The sequence below is a fragment of the Variovorax sp. P2_H12 genome, from assembly GCF_056403395.1.
In genome coordinates this window covers 55,162-72,061 of record NZ_JBFUFO010000011.1, presented here as the reverse complement: position 1 = coordinate 72,061, position 16,900 = coordinate 55,162, and the positions used below count along the sequence as shown (strand labels likewise).

Genomic DNA, 16,900 nt, shown 5'->3' with positions numbered 1-16,900 from the left:
CAGGATCAGCCGGGGCCATCGCTCGCGGCTGCGAGGAGCGGCACCAGGATATCGCTGATCGGCGTCGGGACGCCCAAAGCGCGGCCGCGACGCGAGACGACCCCGTTGCGAATATCCCATTCGAGCGGCCGCCCGGTTTCGCGATCCGTGAGGATGGAGGTGCCCATGTCTGCGGGAGATGCCTGGAACTTGTCGAGAATCTCCTGCGGCACTTCGTCGGCGAGTTCTGCACCTTCGGCGCGGGCCACGGCCAGGCATTCCCGCAGATAGGCAAGGGCGAGCTCGGCGATATCGGCCCGGCCGAACATGCCGGAGCGGCGGTGCGTGAGCACCATGAGTCCGGCCACCGCGTTCTGCAGCAGCTTGCGCCAGGCCAGCGCGCGGAAGTCCGCGGCCAGTTCGACGCGGCACCGTGTGCCTTGCAGTGCCTCGGCTGCCACGCGGGCGTCCGACGTGTCTGGCAGGCTGAGGCGCATGTCTCCGCGCAAGCGCACCGAGCCATCCGAATGCGCCTGTGCAGGGAACCACACGACCGCTGGAACGATCCGCTCGCGTCGGGCATGCAAGGTGATCCCTTCCAACTGCTCGACTCCGTTTTGCAGAACGCAGACGACAGTTTCTGGGCCGCTCAATGCGCTGAGCCATTCTGCCGCCGCCTCGATCTGTGTCGCCTTGACCGCCAGAAAGACGAGGTCGACGGTGCGCCCGAGCTGTGCGGGATCCACCCAAACCGGACCGGGAACGGTGATGAGGTGATCGCCATCGTGCAGCGTCAGACGATCCCGGGGCGTGCGGCCGCACAGCAACGGCGTGCGACCGACTTCGTGCAGTGCCACCGCGACCGCGGTGCCGATGGCACCTGGACCCAAAACGGCGATGGATGAAGCGTTTGCAGTATTCATGAACATAGGTTTCTTTGAGCGTCTCGTTCAGCGTTTGTGCACGCCGTGCTTGCGCTCCTCGCGAGCGCACTGTAATCTATTACGAATCATGAAAGAAGATGGTAATAGAGTTTCAGGCGACGCGCCACTGGTGCAGCTGATTGGAAGCATCCAGGCCCGAAGTGGTGACCTCGCTGCCAGCGAGGCGAAGGTCGTCGAGCTACTGCTCGCCGACCCCCTTTTCGTTGGCGCTAGCACGACCGCGCAGGTGGCTGCCCGCGCCGGCGTTTCGCCCCCGAGCGTGATCCGCGCCGCCCGTGCAATCGGGTTCAGCGGGTTCACGGAGCTCAAGATCGAGATCGCTCGTGCCCGCGGTACGACCCGGTTCTTCGCGCCGCCTGACGTACTTACCGCGGGTGCAACGACGGCAGCGGTGCTCGAGGCCTCGATCCGCGCAGGCACTGACGCACTGACCGCGCTGGGCGGTGCCCTTGAGCTGTCCGCGCTCGACCAAGCGGTCAGCACCATCCACTACGCGCGCCAGGTGATCGCATTCGGAGCCGGCCCCTCTGCGACGGTCGCCGCCGATGCGGTCTTCCGTCTGCGCGCGGTCGGCGTGACGACCGTCGGCATCCCGGACCATCTGTCGGCAATGATTGCCACGCGCCTCCTCGGCCCCGGAGACGCTGTCATCGCCGTCAGTTCGACCGGACGCACATCGACGACGCTTGCCATCGCCGATGCGGCGTCTTCTGCCGGCGCCTCGCTCATCGCCGTCACCAACCAGTACGGCACCCCCCTGGCGACCCTCGCGAACATCGCGCTTGTTGTCGGAGGTGCACCATTGCCGGCCCAGATGGCCGCGGCCGGAAGTCGGCTGGCGCAGCTCGTGGTGATTGACGCACTGGTCGCGGCGCTCGCTCTGCGCGACCCGGAGCGCAGCCGCCGCGCGGAACGGGCGGGTATCGACCTGCCCGATATCGGCTGATGCTGCCCGACACCGTCGCGATGGTCCTCGCCGCGGCGGTCGCCCACGCGGTATGGAACCTGGCCTCGAAGTACAAGCGCGGTGATGCTTTGTTGTTCGTCTGCGCCTATACCTACGCTTCGGCGCTGCTGTGCGTCCCGATCAGCATTGCCTTCGTCGCAAGTGGGCAGCAAATGCTCGACTGGCGGCTCGTGGCGAGCGCCTCTGTATCGGCGGTGTTGCACACCGTTTACTCTCTCACCTTGCAGGTTGGCTACGACCGCGCCGAGATGGGGGTGGTCTATCCGGTCGCCCGCGGCACAGGGCCGGTGCTGACGATGCTCTTCGCAATCCTCCTCCTGAGCGAACAGCTCACCGCGGCCGCGATGTTCGGCGCTTCGCTCGTCGTGGCAGGCATTCTCGTAGTCTCCGGCAACCCGTTCAGAAGCGGGAGCCGCCGCCCGCTTCAAGGTTTGCTCTGGGTGCCGCGACGGGGGCGACCATTGCCGCCTACACGCTCTGGGACGGCTACTCGGTCATCGCGCTGCAATTGGCGCCGCTGAGCTACTACGCTGCCACGCTGCTGCTTCAGAGCCTGATTCTGACCCCAAGTTTGTTGCGCCGACGCCATCGTATTCGAGCGTCCATCCGTGCCGACGCCGTGCCGATCCTCATAGTGGCTGTGTTCTCCCCGCTCGCGTACATCTTGGTTCTCACCGCCATGCTGAAGGCGCCGGTGGCGCTCGTCGCGCCCCTGCGCGAGTCGTCCATCGTCATCGGCTCGCTCGTCGCGTGCAGACTGTTCCGCGAGGGTCATCTCGCGCGCCGCATCGCCGGCGCGGCGGTCGTGCTGGCCGGAATCGTGGCGATCAGTCTTTGACGCTTTCGTCGAGCCAACTCAGTTGGCGGTAGCAAAGGCTCACAGGTGATGACGGGCTGTACCCAACACGAGTCTGGATGAGGCGCAAATCTCCAAAAAGGGGCGAAGCGATGGAGTCTGGCATCCGGGCCGCTGCCTGCCGTGGCCGAAAGACTCCATTCGCCCACGCTATGCAGAGGTTGCATAGCGCGCAGCCACCGCTGTCACGGGGCCGTACGAAACTCGAAGAAGAACCTGCGTGGTGCTGGTTGCTCGCCGGGTGACGGCAGCCTGCTGAAAAGTGGTACCGAAGTGCGATGGGCAATGGCAGTGCGTCGCCTCGCTCCGTTGCTACCGGACAGAACGGATCCAATCTCGGAACAGCCTCACGGGAGCCTCGGCCGCTTTCAGCGGATCGCAGACCAAGTAGTAACCTGATTCCGTTCTCGCGACGTGATCCACGGCTACGACGAGCCGCCCGCTGCGGATGTCGTCGTCAACGTAGGCTCGCTGGGCGATGGCAACGCCCAATCCATCAGCCGCAGCCTGGTAGCACAACGCCGCATTCGCCAAAGTGATTCCATGCAGGCGCGGGGGATCTACCAGATGAGCGGAGCTGAACCATAGCGACCAGGCTTCTGGCCGCATCATTGAGTGCAGCAGGTTGGCTTGCAGGAGGTCTTGAGGTGTCTGCAAATGCCTGGCCAGGGTTGGTGCGCAGACTGGAAGAAATTCGTCGTCGAAGAGGTGGTCCAACTCGACATCAGTCCACTCTCCCATGCCATGCCGGATCGCGCAGTCAGCGCCCTCGAGCCGGATGTCGTCGGCCATCGCAATCGTTGCGATCTCGATATCAATGTCGGGATGACGCGCGTAGAAGCCGCGCAGACGAGGTACCAACCATCGGATGGCGAGGCTTGGCGTCACCTTAAGACGCAGCCGCTTGTCGAGTTGGATGTCGGCCACGTCATTCAGCGCATCGTTCAGGCGATCGAAGGCATCCGAGACGCGGTGGGCCAGTCGCTTGCCCACCGCAGTGAGCTCGATCTCGCGGCCAGATTTCTGAAACAGCTGCGCTCCGAGCCCGACCTCCAACTGCTTGATCTGCTGGCTGACCGCACCGGGCGTCACATGGAGCACCTGAGCGGCGCGCGTGATCCCCTTGGCGCGACACACTGCGTCGAACACCCGCAGCGGGCCCAGAAGCGCACGGAGGCTGTGCATTGCGGCCAAACCGGAGGCTGAGCGAACTCAGCTCTCGCCCGAGCCCGCTGCTGCAACCGTGCCGGTCGCGTGCGCGGCCGGACGCTCCGTGAGGCAGATCATTGCAGCTGCAAGCAGCAATCCCGCTGCCAGACAGAGCCAGGAGATATAGCTTCCAGAACTGTCAAAAAGCCGTCCTGCGAGGAATGGGCCGACGCCGGCTCCAATGGCCACCGTAGCATACACGCCTCCGAAGAGGGTGCTGTAGAGGTTCAGTGGAAATCTTCGGCTCACCAGATAGGCCGCCAGGTCGAACTCCGCGCCAACAGCGAAACCTGTCATAAGCAACCCGGGAAGCACCAGCGCAGGTTTGCCCGTTGACAGAAGCAGCATGCCGGTTGCAGACAGGGTGAAGAGCGTGGCTGACAAGCGCGCGGCATCGAACATGTCGAGCAGAAGACCGGTGACGATCCGTCCGACGATGACCGCCACGCCAAGGATGCTGGCGAGACCGGCGGCGCGATTCGGGGAAAGCCCGAGGTCGGTGAGCATCGGAACGATGTGCACGATCGTTCCGAAGATGCCGACCGAGCACAGCAGGAAGACTGCGGCAATGCGGAAGAAGCGTGGATCGGCCAGAGCTTTCAGGCTACCTTGGGGCGCGCGGCGACGCCCTTCCTCGGCCGGGCCCGCATCCGCGCCCCGGAGGAAGTAGGCGATCAATGGCAGAAGTGCAAGGACCACGGCAGCGAGGCCCAGGTATGTGGCTCGCCAACCAAAGCTGGCGATAGCCGGCGTGACGATCAGCGGTACGAGGATCGCCCCGACGCCGGTTCCGGTAATGGCAATGCCCAGGGCCAGGCCGCGTTGACGAGAAAACTTGCCCACCAGAATCCGTGTGAAGGACAAGGGCGAGGTCGCGCCACCGAGCAGTGTCAGGACAGTGACCAGCGTCAGAAAACTGGCCAACCCCTGTGTCCAAACGCCCAGAAGCACGAACGACGTGGACAGACCAACCAGGGAGATCAGGGTGCCGCGTCGCGCGCCGTACCGGTCGATCAGCTGCCCGATGAACGGCGCAGCGCATCCGAGCAGAACGCTGCTGATCAACGAGCCCAGAGACGCGGTGCCTCTAGTCCATCCGAACTCAGCAGCGAGCGGCTTCAGGAACAGACCTGAACTGTAGAAGTAGAGGGACGAGACTCCGCTGGCCAGGCCGAGGAAGCAGCCGAGGACATAACGCCAATGCTGCCGCAGTTCCAAAGGTGCATGAGGAGTGGGCGTCATGTGCAGATCCTTGAATCGAAGTGGAAGCAAATAGAAGAACGAAGTCGGCACCCTTGCCGACAGAAGTCGACAGCGCCCTTCGCCCGCAACGGCAGTCGAACACGACCGAGAGATCGCTGGCCACAACGTTCGACCGCGGCCAGTCGATTGGCAACGCTCATCACTCCCCGAGCGAGTGAGCCCTTCGATTGCGGCAAGGTCACCTTGGGCAAGCAATGGATCCGTCTTCAGCACTTCTGGATACCGATGGTTCGGTTCAGCAGCTCCTCCTCGTCGCGCAGCGCTGCCGCTGAGCCGGAGTAAGCGGCGACGCCGCGCTCCAGAACGATGACGTTCGTGGAGAACTCGAGGACGACGTCCACGTGCTGCTCCACGAGGACGCAGCCGACGCCCAGCTGATCGCTCATCCGAACGATGGCATCCATCAACTCCTCGCGCACCATCGGGGCCAGACCTTCCAGCGGCTCGTCGAGCAGCAGGATGCGGGGCTGACCGACGAGTGCCCGGGCCACGGACAGCATTTGCTGCTCACCGCCCGAAAGCTGCGTGCCGCCGTTGCGTCGCCGCTCCTTGAGGCGCGGGAACAGGGCATAGATCGGCGGCAGGGCCACGCTGGCCGAACGCCCCTGCAGGCCCGACAACAGGTTTTCCTCCACCGTCAGCGAGGGGAAGATATCGCGGCTCTGCGGCACGTAGCCGAGGCCGGCCCGTGCGCGCGAGTACGTGTTGACGCCACTGATGTCACTGTCGCCGAAGTAAATGCCACCCTTCATCAGATCGGCCAGGCCCATCGCTGTCGCCAGCGTGGTTGTTTTGCCGGCGCCGTTGCGCCCGATCAGCCCGAGACGCTCGCCTTCGCGCACGCAGAAGCTGAGATGCTCGACGACCGGCACGCCGCCATAGCCTGTTGTAACGTCGTCAAACCGAAGTTCAATGGGGGGCTTAGGCATGACCGTCTCGTCCGAAGTAGATTTGTTTGACTTGTTCGTTGGCGGCGACTTCCTGCGGCGAGCCCTCGACCATCACCGCACCGGCAACGAGGACGATGATGTGCGAGGCAAAGCGGAAAACCAGGTCCATGTCGTGCTCGATGAGCAGCACGGACAGGTCCTTCGGCAGACTCTCAACGGCGTCCATGACGCGGCCGCCTTCTCCCTGCGGCACACCGGCGCCAGGCTCGTCTAGCAGCAACACCTGTGGCCTCATCGCAAGCGCCAGCGCGATCTCTGCAAGCCGCTGCTCGCCGAGCGCCAGTTGCCCCACGACTCGACTCGCATAGGGGTGCAGGCCCAGCATGCCTAGCGTCTCGTCGACCTCGTCATGGACGCGTGCAGAACGCGTTGGCGAGGGCCACCACTGCATGGAGGCCCGGAGCCGCTGCAGCACGGCAACCTTGACGTTTTCCGCCACCGTCAGGTCTTTGAACAGACGGCTGATCTGGAACGTGCGAACGATGCCGCTGCGCACGCGTGCGTACTGCGGTAGCTGGACGATCGAGCGGCCATCCAGCTGGATGTCACCGGACCGCGGTTGCATCGCCCCGCTCAGCAGGTTGACCAACGTCGTCTTGCCAGCGCCGTTCGGCCCGATCAGTGCCGTGCGGGCGCCTTGGGGGAGGGACAGCGTGACGTTCTGCGTGACGGCCAGACCTCCGAAGGAGTGACAGAGGTTGTGGGTTTGGAGTCGAGCGGTCATTGGGCCCCCCCGTTGCTGCCAAGCCGCTTGGCGTACGTCGCGGCCCGGTCCAGAATCCCGATCAGGCCTTCAGGCAGGACGATGAGTACGACGATCAACATCGAGCCAATGAAGAACAGCCAGTGATACGGGTTCAACGTCGATGCGATGTGGTGGATGGTCATGTACGCGACGGTGCCGAGCACGGCGCCCGCCAGGCGGCGCGTGCCACCCAGCACAATCATGACCACGACACCCGCGGACGTCGTGAAATCCAGCATGAAGAGATTGGCCACTTTGCTAGTTTGTGCTGTCAACGCGCCAGCCAGCCCCGCCACGATTCCGCCCACGGTGTAGACGGCCAGCAAGTGCAGGTAGACACGCCCCCCCAGCGCCTGAACGCGCCCGGGGTCCTGCCGAATTGCCTTGGCCGTCAAGCCAAAGGGTGATTCCACCAAATTGCGCACGAGGAAGTACACCAGCACCAGCGCGCCCAAGGCATAGAAGTAGCCGGTGTGGCCTAGGAAGTTGAATTCCCAGATGCCGAACAGGGGGGCAATGCTGAAGCCAGCAAGACCGTCGTCGCCGCCGGTGAGCCATCTGGCCCAGTTGGCGAGCTCAAGCAGCAACTGGGCCACTGCGATGGTGAGCATGACCAGCGTGAGTTTGGTCGAGCGCAGCATCACGGCGCCGCTCAGCAGCGCGATCACGCCGCCGCCCAGGCCGCCAAGCAACAAGCCGACGATCGGATCGGCCGTCAGATACAGCGCAGTCCAGCCCGCGACGTAGGCGCCGGCGCCGTACAGCGCGGCTTGACCCAAGGTCGCGATGCCGGCCTGGCCCAGCACGAGACTCAGCGACAGCGCGAAGATGGACATGGTCGCCATGTTGGTCAGCAACCCGAGGTCCTGCGGGAACAGCACGAAAGCAAGCAGCCCCGTCAGCATCAGCACGATCTCGACACGCAACTGCATCCACGGGCGAGTGCGAGACGGTGCAGCCACCGCCATGGGTGGGCTCACCGCGCTCATGCCTGTCTCCCGAAAAGCCCTTGCGGTCGGATCAGTAAGACGATGATCATCGTCAGAAAAAACGCAGCCGATGCGAGCTGCGGAACCATGTACTTCATCGAGGTCTCCACGATGCCAAGCAGCAACGCTGCAAAAAATGAGCCAAACAGATTTCCGTTGCCCCCCACGGCCACCACCGCCAATAGGATCACCAGGTATTTGGAGGCGTAGGTCGGCTCCATCGGAAGCAGCTCTGCGCCGGCGATGCCGCCCAGGGCCGCAAGCGCTGCGCCGATTGCAAAGGTGGCCGCGTAGATCTTCGTCGTGTCGATGCCTATGGCCCGGGCGATGGGCGCGTTGTCGACTGCAGCGCGTACCCGGATACCAAAGGAAGACCGGTCCACAGTCAGCCAGAGAACAGTAACGACCACTAACCCGCAGGCGACGACGATGAGCCGATGCCGGGGGATGGAGCGAAAGCCCAGGTCCACCGTGCCGCTGAATGCCTCGGGCAGCGCGACGGATGTCACCGAGGATCCAAACATCAGGTTGACCGCTGCTGTCGCGACAAACATCAGCCCGATGGTCACCAGCATCTGGTCGAGATCTTCGCGCCGGTAGAAGCGGCGCAGCAGGATGCGCTCGAAGAGCACCGCCACTACGCCGACCAGGGCGATCGCCAGCACGAAGCCTAACCCGATGGGAATGCCCAGGCGCTGCGGAATACTGGCCGCGAGAAACCCGCCAAGCATCGCGAAGGCACCATGGGCCAGATTCACGACCCGCATCAGACCCATGGTCATCGACAGGCCCACTGAGATCATGAACAAGATCATGGCGTACGCGATCCCGTCGACCAGAATGCTGCTGAGAAGCGCAATAGACATGCTGCAGTCTCTACGTCACTTGGACGCGTTCTGAATGCGTCCGTAGTCGGGTTGCATCTCGAAGGTCCGGAATTCCCGATTGACGAATCGTCCGGAAGCATCCTTCTCGACCACGCGCATGTAGACGTTCTGCACGAATTCTCGGGAAACCGGGTCGATCTTCACCGGGCCACGCGGGCTTTCCCACGAATGGCCCTTGGCGGCGGCCAATGCCTTGGCACCATCGCGCTTGCCGTCCGTTGCCGTGACCATGTGATAGATCACATGCAGGCCGTCAAACGCGTTCGCCAACTGGACGGTCGGGATGGCCTTGGGCGCTACTTCGCCCAGGGTCTTGATGACGGTGTTGTTCAGCGGCGAGTTGTGCGACGCCGAATAGAACATGCCGGTCTCGATGCCGAGCAGATCCGGGCCGATCGCGCGCAGTTGATCCTCATCAGTTTCGCCCGTGCCCAGAAAGCGAACGCCTGCAGCCCTCAAGCCCGCTTCGTTGTAGGCTTTGATCATCGCATAGGTGGCGGGGCCGCCAGGTCCGAAGACGTAGAGGGCATCAGGCTTGAGCGCCTTCACACGCTGCATCAGCGGGCCGAAGTCAGTCGTCTTCAGCGGCGCACGGATAGCTTCAAGCAACTTGCCTCCGCCGCCGACGAACTCGGTGGTGAAGGCTTTCTCTGCATCGAGGCCTGGGCCGAAGTCGCTGACCAGCGTGACGACGTTCTTGACGTTTTTCTCCAGCGCGTACTTGGCGACAGGGACGGCCATCTGCGGCAGCGTGTAGGAGGTTCGCAGCAGGTACTCCGACTTCTCGAGAAGCGACGATGTCGATGCGTTGAAGATCACGACCGGCACCTTGGCCTCTTGCGCGAGCGCAGCGACAGCCAATGTGTCGGGCGTGAAATAGAGGCCGGCGATGTACTGGGCGCCTTCCTTGATGACAAGCTCCTGCGCCAGTGCCTTGGCTTGCGCGGGATTGATCTCAGGAAGGTCGCGGTAGATGACTTGGATCGTGTGCCCACCCGCTGTCGTGCCGTTGAGCTTCTGGTACGCCTTGGTCGCGCCTTCCCAAGTTTGACCTACCACAGAGAACGGTCCCGACATTGGTGCGATAACACCTACCTTGATGACGTCGGCACGGCTTTGGAACGCAAGCGTCGCGAGTGAGACCGCTAGTGCGGCAGCGAGTTTGATGGTCATTCATTTCTCCAGGTAGTGGGGGTTGCTGGCACGGTATGCGCCGGGGTTTTGACGGAAGTGACTGACGGGAATTTCGAGTGCTAGGTGTCAGGCCGAGACGTCGTGTTCTTCCGGGGCGGTTGCTTCCAGGGCAACATCGCGGGGCATCAAGGTCGCGTACTTCTGGTTCATATCGAAGAGGTTGGCTTCGTGCGCCTGCAGAGACCGGTCGCCAACACAGTCGGTGACGACGAGGGGACGGAAACCGTGGCACATCGCATCAACCACGCTGGCGCGCACACAGCCGCTCGTCGTGCATCCCGCAATCAGCAAGGTCTGCACGCCGCGTTGAGACAGCCATGCCGATAGCGAAGTGCCAAAGAAGGCCGAGGGATTGGTCTTGCGCAACACCAGTTCGCCGCTGCTGGGCTGAAGCTGTGGAACGATCTGGCTTTCCGGTGCGTCCTCGCGCAGAGCGAGAATAGGCGGAACTTTGAGCGCAAAGATGTTGGCGTCGGCTCCATCGTCCTGGTACACGACCCGCGTGTGCGCGACTGGCCAATTGCGTGTGCGTGCCGTCGCCAGAAGACCTCGCGTGCATTCGATAGCCGGTTCGATGTTGCCACCGCCGAACGTAAGCGGATCGGCGAATCCATTGACGAAGTCGATGATCAGCAGGCCGTACGGCGATTTGGGCGCGACGGTATTGCCGAATCCCTGTTTCTGATAGATGTCCTGATCGGCGCTCATTGAAAAGCCTCGTCGATCACCTTGCCATCGCGAACCACGACGGTGCCGTCTAACTTCACCGTGCAATTGCGCAGCGGAATGTCCAGGTGACAAGGCGTTGTGCGAGGGCCACCGGCCTCGTTGTTCGGCCCCAGCGAGAACAAGAAATTGCCTTCGAACGAGCGCGCATCCTGACCGGTTGTCGCCTCGCGGTCCATCAGCGACAGCGTGTGCCAGTAGCAACGTGGCTGCATCCCCCAGCCGATGTGCGCAATGGCGTAGGCCTCGGGGTCTTTGTAGGCCTCCATGAATTCGCGCAGCATGGCGGCGTCGACGTCACCTTCGATGCTGCGCACGAAACCGTCGCGCAGATTCAATGTGATCTTTTCCGAGACGTAGTTCTTCTGCGGCAGCAGGATGTCGCCGCGATCAATCACGATGGTGCCGTCGCTGCCGCCCTCGTTGGCGAAGGTAAAGAGAAAGCCGCTTGGCCAGTGATCCCAGCGCCCGGGTTCCTCGCAAAAGCCGTATTCGCAGATGATCGGAAACTCACCGAGCTGGAAAGTCACGTCCGTGCCGGCAGGCGACGTCACGTGCATCTTCTTTGCTTTTTTAAGCAGCTTCGATGCGTCCAACACGCGCTTGCGATCGGCCTCGGTGGGCACCGCCCGCACCAGTACCTCGGGCGGCTCCACGGCCAGGAGGATCTTCGTTCCAGACTCGAGAATTTCCATCTGTTCGGGCGAGAACAGCAGCAGCATCAAGTCCAGGACGAGGTCGCTATTCTTCATCGCCGCGAGTGCGACTGGATTATTGGTGAGGGGTGTTTCGCCCAGGTAGTTCATCAGGTCGCGGCTGGTGGCTTTCTCCGCGTTGATGGGCTGCAACTCGATCTTGGTTACGATCGCGCCGGCGGCCTGAGCTGCAATCGTCGCAGTCTGCAGCGTTTGCGGATGCGTGTGGGGGCCGCACAGAATCGAGACCTTTTGTCCGCGCTCCACCTTGCTGAGCTTCAGAACCTCGTCCCAAGCCTTGACCATTTGATAATCGCTGACTGGCATTTTTCGTCCTTTGGAAAGAAGTGTTAGAACTGCAGGAGCGCAAGGTCTTCCGGGCTGCCTAGCTTGAAGAGCCGGCGCGCATTGCCATGGCACACCTGCGCACGGGTTTTGTCGTCTAGCGGCGCCTCCTCGATGAAGGTGCAGGCCTCGGCGGTTGACTCGTACGGGTAGTCCACCGAAAAGAGCACAGCCTGCGCCCCAAGCTCGCCAATCGCACCCAGCAGTGACGGTGCAGAGCACACGCCAGACGTGGTGATCAGAATGTTGCTGCCGATGTACTCGCTGGGTTTGCGCGCCAGCTTGATACCTGATGGATACGCAGCGAAGCGGCTGTCCATGCGCCAGCGCTGGTATGGCAGGGCCTCCCCCATGTGGCCCAAAAGCAGGATCAGGCGCGGGAATCGGTCGAACACCCCGCCGAACAACAGGCGCAATGCATGGCCTGCCGTTTCCACCCCCCATCCCCAGGCGGCTCCTTGGAGCACCGGCATGCCCTCCAGCAGCGCCGGTGGTTGGCTGAACGCGTTGGGATGCAGATAGATGGGCACGCCGAGCGCCTGCGCGCGCTCCCAGAACACATCGAATTCGCCACTCTCGTAGTAGCGTCCCATGGTGTGGCCGTTGATCATCGCGCCTTTGAAGCCATATTCGACGACAGTGCGTTCCAGCTCCTGGGCCGCGGCTGCTGGGTCCTGCAGTGCTACGTGGGCAAAGGCGCCGAAGCGTCGCGGATGGCGCGCCACGCGCTCGACGAGGAACTCGTTGTTCTCTCGCGCCCGGCGGATGGCGATGTCGCGATCCACCTCAGCCTGTACACCGGGCATCGTTTGCGACAGTACGACGTACTCGATGTTCCCAGCATCCATCTCCGCCAGGCGCTGATCGTCGAAGTCGGTCAGCTTGGCGTCGAGCTTGGCGACGAATTCGACTGGCAGCGCTCGCGTGTATTTGGCCGAGTACTCGTCGAAGCCGGGGGCGGAGAAGTGCTCCTCGAGCGCGATCTTTGGGGTTTGATTCATAGTCGTCCTAAGTGGCCTCAGACCGGATATGCCAAGGCGGTGTCAAGAATTTCCGTGTCGTGCACCACTTCGCGGCTGGCAATAAGCAGCCGGTCGCCTTCGCGCACGAAACTGTCGTGATAGATGCCGGCCAAATGCACTGTGGACGGGCCCTCCACCAGGGTCTGCATCAAGATGAAGGGCGTTTGGGAACTGATCGTGCTTCCTGTTTCCTGCAGTACTCGCGTGATCCCCAGCACGTGCAGCATGTGCCGCGGCGCGAACATCTGCGAGTGCGCGACGGCAAGGGCGCGATCAATGATCATGTTGAGACCCTCGCAGTAAACGAGGCCCACGGGCATGTTCAAAAGTGCGTTGTGGCGAGAGGTAATGCGGTACGTTGCTTCCTCGCTGAAGAAGTCGGGCCAGCGCTCGACGTCGTTCGCGTCCAGGGCGGCGCAGTACTCGGCATGAAAGGATTCGATCTCGGCGCGCAGCTCGGCCGCGAGCTTGGGCGCGATCGTGGATTGGGTGTAGGCGAGTCTCTCCTTCATGCTGCGCTCTCCGCGACACGGATGTCCATGACGTCTCGGTAGTATTGGTAGAGGGAGCGGATGCAGGACTCTGAGATGAGGTTGCGTGCCGTGCCTTGATGGCCAGAATCGAGCTTGATGACGTTGTTGTCCGTGGACGAGTTGCGCAGGCCTTCCTGCACGAACTTCAATGCCTCGTTGTCCTCAAGGCCGAGGAAGCCGGAAGGGCCCATCAGGTTGCCCTGGCGAAGGCGGTGCCGCGTCATTTCCGGTGTGTCATCTTCATAGCCGAACATGGTCCACTGCATCACCATGCTGTTCGGACCGTTCGGGATGATCTGGCGCACACCCATCGTGTTCATCTGGCGCTGAACGATCAAGTTCGGCCACATGGTCATCATGTTGGCGGACCAGGGCGACTTGAACTCTCGTACGTAGTCCAGGAACCGTTCGTCGCGCAGCCTGAGGTTGTCGCTGAACGATCGCATCTCCGCTTTGTCGTCGGCGGCAACAGTGGCATAGATCTCGTCTGGCTTGGCCGAAGCCATGAAGCCGTGGCGGCCATGCTCCTTGTCGGCGAACACGATCGACTTGATGCCAGGCACCAGTAGGCCAAACACCACGAGAAATGAATGCAGCAGCGTCGCGTGGTACGGATCCTTGAGGTTCTCGTGGTACATCTTCCAGTTACACGGAAGCTCGTTGCGGCAATAGCCCAAGATCTTGAGTTTCTTGCCCGAGAACGGGACGTCGAACTCCTCGACGATCTCCTTGGTCATGTACTCTTCCAGCGGGGGGGTCTTGTCGGAGTAGGTGGCGAACACCACGCCGTTGCGTGTGGCCACCCGCAACTGGCGGGTGCCGTGGTCGGCGTTCTTGAAGTCCGCCGGCATGCCGCCCACCTTGTTGATGCCGCGCTTGAAAGGAACGCCCTGCAGGTTTCCCTTGAGGTCGTACGACCATTGGTGATATGGGCAGACGAATTCCTTCGTATTCCCCTGACTGGAGCGACAGAACTCGGCACCGCGATGGGCGCAGCGGTTTTCGAAGACGGAGATCGTGTTGTCCTCTGCACGAACGATCACCACGGCCGTGGCGCCGACGTAACCGCGCTTGTAGTCGCCCGGGTTTGGAATCTCCGCTTCCAAGGCGACAAAGTTCCAGGTGTCCCCCCGAAAGATGCGTTCGATCTCCTGGTCGTAGATGGCCTGGCTGGTGTAGACCCAGTCCGGAATGTTGTTCAGGGCGTCCGCTGGCCAGACACACTGCTCCAAGGGCGGATTCTTTCGGGCATTCGTGATGCCGATGACCGCCTGTGATTGATACATGGAAACTCCTTAGGCTTTGAGAGGTGGTTGAACGGTCGCGACGGCGTCGGTTTGCATCTGCTTGGCCCATGCGCGTAGATTGATGGTGTCCAGCTGAAAGTCCTCCAACTGCACGGGCTGCCCACGTTCGAAAAGAGGGCGTATCGCTCTCAGATCGGAGCCTGCATTGATCGCCACGCCGTGTAGCGGAACAGAACCCCGATGGCCAAGCCACAGCACCTTGTCATTGGACGGATCGCCGCGGCGCACATATTCAAGATCGGGGGCCGGCAGGCCAAGCACCTGAATGTTGTGTTTTCCTTGGTCGGTCCAGAACCACGGTACCGCCGGCACCGGAAGAGGAGCGCCGAGCATGGCGGCGGCGGCAGTGCGCGCCTGCTCATTCGCGTTTTGCCATGATTCCAGGCGCGTTGGCGCAGCTTGGCCCGGGCGCTGTTGACTGGTGCAGTCGCCGCACGCGAACACATGTTCGTTGCTGGTGCGGCAAAACGCATTCACCAGAATGCCACCGCCTGCCGCAATCTCGAGGCCCGCATCGCGGGCAAGAGCGTCGTTGGGCGTGAGACCGACTGCGACGATCAACTCATCAACTTCCAGATCGCCGACGTCGGTGATCAAGCGCATGCGACCGCTTGGCAGTGAATGGACGTCGCTGATGGAGACCCCGAGCAGGATCTGTGCGCCTGCATCTCGCAATCCAGATTCCAACCATGCCGACGCCTCAGGTGGCAGAAAGCGATCGAGCAGGGATGCTGCGCGCTCGAGGACTGCCACCGTCGCTCCTGCCGAGAGTGCGGAGTTTGCAATTTCGAGGCCAAGAAAGCCGCCGCCCAGAATTGCGACTTGCGGCTTGACCTGAAGGGCCGCTCGCAGCCGCCGCGCGTCATCAAGGGTGCGGATGTAGTGCACGCGGGGATCGGCGGGCGGGGCGGATGCAAGTGTGTTGGCCTCCCCGCCTGTAGCGATCAGACACACCTCGTACTCGAGCACCTGACCGTCTGCAAGGCTGACATGCTGCTGAGGAAGATCCAAGGCAACCGCGTTACTGCTGCTCATCAGGTCGATATTGCTGCGCGTCCAGGATTCTTCCGTGAGTACGTCGAGCCTGGGCTCTTCAGCAGCCACTAACACGGCCTTGGACAATGGCGGGCGCTCATACGGTCTGTGGCGCTCCCGGCCCAGCATCGTGATACGACCGCGGTAGCCATGCTCGCGCAGAGAGTGTGCCGCGACGGCCGCCGATTGACCCGCGCCAACGATGACAACTCCGGGTGACGTCATTTGCCGACAGGCGACAACACGTAGATGTCGTCGCCCTCCCGCTTCACGGCATGAGTGCGCAGGTCCACGGTGACCGGCGCGCACAACGCCTTGCCAGTACGAACATCAAAGCGGCCTTGATGCAATGGGCATTCAACGCATCCATCTTCCACGAAACCCTCCGACAGCAGAGCCGTGGCATGCGTGCACATGCTGTCTGTGGCGAAGAACTCGTCTTCGATTCGGTACAGCGCGACGCCGTAGCCGGCGACATTGACCGTCTTAGCTTCATCGTTACTCAGCTCTTGCGCTGAGGCGACTTTGATCCAATCCATGGCTCCATCCTGTAGTTGCAGCACCCAGAAAATATACTCAGTGAACTGTCATATTAGTTCGCTTTCCTGATGCTTTCAAGTACGGGTTTCTACTCGGTAGCGCCGCACCAGATTGGATCCTCGAGCCCTGGATCGGGGGCCAAAACAGGGCATCTTCATTGAGCAATGGCACCAAAAATAGAGAGGCAGGACCTTAGGGTTTGCGTCAGCAAATATCGGCTTCCCATGCGGTACGGTCAGGCATATACTTGTGCACGTGAACTGTCATATATTGCGGCATGAGCTTCAGGATCCACGTTGGCAAGCATGACGCGGCGTGATGCGGCCCGGTGGGCTAGCGTCTTGTTTCTGTGCGCCGATCACTTGGAGAAGGAGCCTCAATGCAGCGTCGAAAGTTGCTAGACAAGATCGTCATTGCGGGTGGCGGGGATTCGCAGTACTTTCGGAGCCGCGTGCACAGCCGGTCGCGCTGCGCTCGAGGAAACCGGTTCGCTCAGGGGCTTTGACGACGTCGAGTTCTTGTGCGGGCGCGTAGTCGAATTGGTGAGCGGCGATGCGGTGAGAAATGCGGAACGTGGAATGCAGTCACGAGCGAGGCACGCTTTGATTGCAGGGAGCGCGGCAGTGGCGTATGACTCTGATCAGTTCGGCTGGTTTCGGATCGCGGAGACCGTGCTGGGTCGCTGCACATTCAGTGCGGTCCGGCACAAGGAAA

At 62.2% G+C, this 16,900-nt stretch carries 18 protein-coding genes; 3 read left to right on the top strand and 15 right to left on the bottom strand.

The window, feature by feature from the left end:
- Window positions 1-5 precede the first annotated feature (5 nt).
- A complete protein-coding gene (locus AC1DYK_RS09945) occupies window positions 6-902 on the bottom strand; it encodes an oxidoreductase (RefSeq protein ID WP_478166126.1) in 897 nt (298 codons plus the stop codon).
- A gap of 88 nt (window positions 903-990) precedes the next feature.
- Here AC1DYK_RS09945 and AC1DYK_RS09940 point away from each other — a divergent pair, with 88 nt between their 5' ends.
- The 3 genes from AC1DYK_RS09940 to AC1DYK_RS09930 are packed head-to-tail and all read left to right on the top strand — an operon-like array spanning window position 991 to window position 2,728.
- Window positions 991-1,869, top strand: coding sequence for a MurR/RpiR family transcriptional regulator (locus tag AC1DYK_RS09940; protein ID WP_478166125.1), 879 nt, complete (start codon window positions 991-993; stop codon window positions 1,867-1,869).
- The gene (locus AC1DYK_RS09935) at window positions 1,869-2,411 is read left to right on the top strand and encodes an EamA family transporter (RefSeq protein WP_478166124.1); all 543 of its coding nucleotides are present in this window, start codon (window positions 1,869-1,871) and stop codon (window positions 2,409-2,411) included. The genes AC1DYK_RS09940 and AC1DYK_RS09935 overlap by 1 nt, the downstream gene beginning before the upstream one ends.
- On the top strand, window positions 2,399-2,728 hold the full coding sequence (locus tag AC1DYK_RS09930; RefSeq protein WP_478166123.1) for an EamA family transporter: 330 nt from the start codon (window positions 2,399-2,401) through the stop codon (window positions 2,726-2,728). The genes AC1DYK_RS09935 and AC1DYK_RS09930 overlap by 13 nt, the downstream gene beginning before the upstream one ends.
- 330 nt (window positions 2,729-3,058) lie before the next feature.
- On the opposite strand, the gene AC1DYK_RS09925 is transcribed toward AC1DYK_RS09930, so the two are convergent.
- The 14 genes from AC1DYK_RS09925 to AC1DYK_RS09860 form a co-directional block, all read right to left on the bottom strand.
- The gene (locus tag AC1DYK_RS09925) at window positions 3,059-3,931 is read right to left on the bottom strand and encodes a LysR substrate-binding domain-containing protein (RefSeq protein WP_478166122.1); all 873 of its coding nucleotides are present in this window, start codon (window positions 3,929-3,931) and stop codon (window positions 3,059-3,061) included.
- Window positions 3,932-3,958: 27 nt separating this feature from the next.
- On the bottom strand, window positions 3,959-5,197 hold the full coding sequence (locus AC1DYK_RS09920) for an MFS transporter (RefSeq protein WP_478166121.1): 1,239 nt from the start codon (window positions 5,195-5,197) through the stop codon (window positions 3,959-3,961).
- A gap of 227 nt (window positions 5,198-5,424) precedes the next feature.
- Window positions 5,425-6,147, bottom strand: coding sequence for an ABC transporter ATP-binding protein (locus tag AC1DYK_RS09915; RefSeq protein ID WP_478166120.1), 723 nt, complete (start codon window positions 6,145-6,147; stop codon window positions 5,425-5,427).
- The gene (locus tag AC1DYK_RS09910; protein ID WP_478166119.1) at window positions 6,140-6,892 is read right to left on the bottom strand and encodes an ABC transporter ATP-binding protein; all 753 of its coding nucleotides are present in this window, start codon (window positions 6,890-6,892) and stop codon (window positions 6,140-6,142) included. The genes AC1DYK_RS09915 and AC1DYK_RS09910 overlap by 8 nt, the downstream gene beginning before the upstream one ends.
- Window positions 6,889-7,902: a branched-chain amino acid ABC transporter permease gene (locus tag AC1DYK_RS09905; RefSeq protein ID WP_478166118.1), complete on the bottom strand. Its 1,014-nt coding sequence runs from the start codon at window positions 7,900-7,902 to the stop codon at window positions 6,889-6,891. The genes AC1DYK_RS09910 and AC1DYK_RS09905 overlap by 4 nt, the downstream gene beginning before the upstream one ends.
- Window positions 7,899-8,768 carry a branched-chain amino acid ABC transporter permease gene (locus AC1DYK_RS09900; RefSeq protein ID WP_478166117.1) on the bottom strand — a complete coding sequence of 290 codons (870 nt, stop codon included), beginning with the start codon at window positions 8,766-8,768 and terminating at the stop codon, window positions 7,899-7,901. Before AC1DYK_RS09900 ends, AC1DYK_RS09905 begins: the two co-directional genes overlap by 4 nt.
- 15 nt (window positions 8,769-8,783) lie before the next feature.
- Window positions 8,784-9,962, bottom strand: coding sequence for an ABC transporter substrate-binding protein (locus AC1DYK_RS09895; RefSeq protein WP_478166116.1), 1,179 nt, complete (start codon window positions 9,960-9,962; stop codon window positions 8,784-8,786).
- Window positions 9,963-10,049: 87 nt separating this feature from the next.
- Complete coding sequence (locus AC1DYK_RS09890; protein WP_478166115.1) at window positions 10,050-10,691, bottom strand: isochorismatase family protein; 642 nt, start codon at window positions 10,689-10,691, stop codon at window positions 10,050-10,052.
- A complete protein-coding gene (locus tag AC1DYK_RS09885) occupies window positions 10,688-11,731 on the bottom strand; it encodes a 2,5-dihydroxypyridine 5,6-dioxygenase NicX family protein (protein WP_478166114.1) in 1,044 nt (347 codons plus the stop codon). Before AC1DYK_RS09885 ends, AC1DYK_RS09890 begins: the two co-directional genes overlap by 4 nt.
- Before the next feature lie 23 nt (window positions 11,732-11,754).
- A complete protein-coding gene (locus AC1DYK_RS09880; protein ID WP_478166113.1) occupies window positions 11,755-12,750 on the bottom strand; it encodes an amidohydrolase family protein in 996 nt (331 codons plus the stop codon).
- A gap of 17 nt (window positions 12,751-12,767) precedes the next feature.
- On the bottom strand, window positions 12,768-13,283 hold the full coding sequence (locus AC1DYK_RS09875; protein ID WP_478166112.1) for an aromatic-ring-hydroxylating dioxygenase subunit beta: 516 nt from the start codon (window positions 13,281-13,283) through the stop codon (window positions 12,768-12,770).
- Window positions 13,280-14,590 (bottom strand): aromatic ring-hydroxylating oxygenase subunit alpha, encoded by a 1,311-nt coding sequence (locus AC1DYK_RS09870; RefSeq protein ID WP_478166111.1) that lies wholly within the window; start codon window positions 14,588-14,590, stop codon window positions 13,280-13,282. The genes AC1DYK_RS09875 and AC1DYK_RS09870 overlap by 4 nt, the downstream gene beginning before the upstream one ends.
- Before the next feature lie 9 nt (window positions 14,591-14,599).
- Window positions 14,600-15,871 (bottom strand): NAD(P)/FAD-dependent oxidoreductase, encoded by a 1,272-nt coding sequence (locus AC1DYK_RS09865; RefSeq protein WP_478166110.1) that lies wholly within the window; start codon window positions 15,869-15,871, stop codon window positions 14,600-14,602.
- Window positions 15,868-16,185, bottom strand: a complete 318-nt coding sequence (locus AC1DYK_RS09860) for a non-heme iron oxygenase ferredoxin subunit (protein WP_478166109.1) — start codon at window positions 16,183-16,185, stop codon at window positions 15,868-15,870. Before AC1DYK_RS09860 ends, AC1DYK_RS09865 begins: the two co-directional genes overlap by 4 nt.
- Between the last annotated feature and the right edge of the window lie 715 nt (window positions 16,186-16,900).

Excerpts from the sequence above, each read along its gene's own strand:
- AC1DYK_RS09945 (WP_478166126.1), bottom strand. The coding sequence starts at position 902 with ATGAATACTGCAAACGCTTCATCCATCGCCGTTTTGGGTCCAGGTGCC.
- AC1DYK_RS09940 (WP_478166125.1), top strand. The coding sequence starts at position 991 with ATGAAAGAAGATGGTAATAGAGTTTCAGGCGACGCGCCACTGGTGCAG.
- AC1DYK_RS09935 (WP_478166124.1), top strand. The coding sequence starts at position 1,869 with ATGCTGCCCGACACCGTCGCGATGGTCCTCGCCGCGGCGGTCGCCCAC.
- AC1DYK_RS09925 (WP_478166122.1), bottom strand. The coding sequence starts at position 3,931 with ATGCACAGCCTCCGTGCGCTTCTGGGCCCGCTGCGGGTGTTCGACGCA.
- AC1DYK_RS09920 (WP_478166121.1), bottom strand. The coding sequence starts at position 5,197 with ATGACGCCCACTCCTCATGCACCTTTGGAACTGCGGCAGCATTGGCGT.
- AC1DYK_RS09915 (WP_478166120.1), bottom strand. The coding sequence starts at position 6,147 with ATGCCTAAGCCCCCCATTGAACTTCGGTTTGACGACGTTACAACAGGC.
- AC1DYK_RS09910 (WP_478166119.1), bottom strand. The coding sequence starts at position 6,892 with ATGACCGCTCGACTCCAAACCCACAACCTCTGTCACTCCTTCGGAGGT.
- AC1DYK_RS09905 (WP_478166118.1), bottom strand. The coding sequence starts at position 7,902 with ATGAGCGCGGTGAGCCCACCCATGGCGGTGGCTGCACCGTCTCGCACT.
- AC1DYK_RS09900 (WP_478166117.1), bottom strand. The coding sequence starts at position 8,768 with ATGTCTATTGCGCTTCTCAGCAGCATTCTGGTCGACGGGATCGCGTAC.
- AC1DYK_RS09895 (WP_478166116.1), bottom strand. The coding sequence starts at position 9,962 with ATGACCATCAAACTCGCTGCCGCACTAGCGGTCTCACTCGCGACGCTT.
- AC1DYK_RS09890 (WP_478166115.1), bottom strand. The coding sequence starts at position 10,691 with ATGAGCGCCGATCAGGACATCTATCAGAAACAGGGATTCGGCAATACC.
- AC1DYK_RS09885 (WP_478166114.1), bottom strand. The coding sequence starts at position 11,731 with ATGCCAGTCAGCGATTATCAAATGGTCAAGGCTTGGGACGAGGTTCTG.
- AC1DYK_RS09880 (WP_478166113.1), bottom strand. The coding sequence starts at position 12,750 with ATGAATCAAACCCCAAAGATCGCGCTCGAGGAGCACTTCTCCGCCCCC.
- AC1DYK_RS09875 (WP_478166112.1), bottom strand. The coding sequence starts at position 13,283 with ATGAAGGAGAGACTCGCCTACACCCAATCCACGATCGCGCCCAAGCTC.
- AC1DYK_RS09870 (WP_478166111.1), bottom strand. The coding sequence starts at position 14,590 with ATGTATCAATCACAGGCGGTCATCGGCATCACGAATGCCCGAAAGAAT.
- AC1DYK_RS09865 (WP_478166110.1), bottom strand. The coding sequence starts at position 15,871 with ATGACGTCACCCGGAGTTGTCATCGTTGGCGCGGGTCAATCGGCGGCC.
- AC1DYK_RS09860 (WP_478166109.1), bottom strand. The coding sequence starts at position 16,185 with ATGGATTGGATCAAAGTCGCCTCAGCGCAAGAGCTGAGTAACGATGAA.